We start from the raw sequence: 1,864 nt of genomic DNA on the forward strand, positions 1-1,864 counted from the left end.
CGCCGCAACTCATCACCGGCAAGGACACTGACACTCCGGACCCGCTGGTCGGGGTCGCCCGTGACGCTTTCGAGCAGCCGGGACAAGCGCTCGGCAAGGCCCTGGGCGGTCCGTGCAGCGAAGAGATCGGTGCGGTAGTCGAGGCGTCCACGCAGTCCGGTGGGCGTGCCGTCCTGTGCATGCGACTCGCCAATGGTGAACGACAGATCGAACCTGGCCATCGTCGGCGCCGTGCGTTCCTGGCGGACGCTCAGACCGGGCAGGTCGAGATCGGGCTCGGCGACGTTCTGGAAGGCGAGCATGACCTGGAAGAGGGGGTGGCGGGCCATGGAGCGCGCCGGGTTGAGGATCTCCACCAGTCGCTCGAACGGCACGTCCTCATGTGCGAAAGCGGCGAGATCCGCTTCACGGACCCGTTCGACAACGTCCCGGAACGTCGGATCACCGGACAGGTCGGTCCGCAGGACCAGCGTGTTCACGAAGAACCCGACCATGTCATCGAGGGCGTCGTCGGTACGTCCCGCGACCGGCGTCCCGATCGGGATGTCCTCCCCGGCGCCCATCTTCGACAACAGGACCGCCAGCGCCGCCTGCACCGTCATGAACACACTCGCACCGCAGGAACGGGACAGATCCACCAGCCGCGCGTGCACCTCCGCCGGCACATGCACGTCCACCGAAGCACCCTCGTGCGACGCGACAGCGGGGCGCGGGTAATCCACTGGCAGCTCAAGCTGCTCCGGCAGACCGGCCAGGGCCTGCGTCCAGTAGGCGACCTGGGCGGCGATGACACTGTCCGGGTCGTCCTCGCTGCCGAGGACCTCGCGCTGCCACAGCGTGTAGTCCGCGTACTGCACCTCGAGCGGCCGCCACTGCGGAGCAGCACCGCGACAGCGCGCCGCGAACGCCTGCGAGAGATCCCTCGCCAACGGCGCCATCGACCAGCCGTCCGCCGCGATGTGGTGCACCACCATCACGAGCACCCACTCACCAGGGACGTCCGTCACCTGCAGCAGACGCACCCGCCACGGCAGATCCCGCTCCAGATCGAACCCGGCACCCGTCACCTCCGCCACCACCGCGGCAACGTCACCAGCCGACACGGCCTCCACAACCACCTCGGGAACACCCCCGACGCCCTGCCGGATCTCCTGCCGCGGCTCCCCGTCCACCTGCGGGAACACCGTCCGCAGACTCTCGTGCCGACCCGCCACGTCCCCCAGCGCAGCCCCGAACGCCTCCACATCCAACGCACCCGTCAGACGCAGCACGAGCGGAATGTTGTACGCCGCCGAGACACCCTCGAGCTGACCCAGGAACCACAGACGGCGCTGCGCGAACGACACCGGAATCACAGGAATGACCTTTCGCTTGCTCCCTCACACGGAGGGGGTACACCGCCTGCCTATGCGGCGGATTACATGAACAACCTGCGAGCAGGCGGGGCCAGTGGAGTTCTCCTCAGCTCCCGCCACTCTCACCACTCATGTGGAAGGCGCCGTCATTCGCCGTCTTCCGGAACGGGGCGCATACGGCGCAGCTTGGGACGCGCCTTCGCTGTCGTTGCCGAAGCGAGTTCCGTCGCCAGCAGAGCCACCGTGGGTGCTCCGAACAGCGACCGAACGGTGACTTCCACTCCCAGTGCCGTACGGATCCGGCGTACGAGCCGGGTCGCCAGCAAGGAGTGCCCGCCGAGGTCGAAGAAGCTGTCGTCGATCGACACCGACTCCACACCCAGGACCTCGGCGAACAGACCGCACAGGGTTTCTTCCTGCGGTGTTCGCGGTGCCCGTCCCGACGCATCCGTGGTGTATTCGGGAGCCGGCAGCGCCTGCCGGTCCAGCTTCCCGTTGGGCGTCAACGG

General features: G+C 68.0%; 1 protein-coding gene and 1 pseudogene. Both read right to left on the minus strand.

Annotated elements, in window-relative coordinates; genetic code table 11:
* The coding region (locus ACZ3KP_RS40950; RefSeq protein ID WP_467506227.1) for a condensation domain-containing protein at window positions 1–1,346 on the minus strand (1,346 nt) is incomplete at its 3' end.
* Window positions 1,347–1,522: 176 nt separating this feature from the next.
* Window positions 1,523–1,864, minus strand: a pseudogene (locus ACZ3KP_RS40955) (phosphopantetheine-binding protein); the annotation flags it as partial.

It is taken from the genome of Streptomyces sp. NPDC020958 (assembly GCF_055562175.1).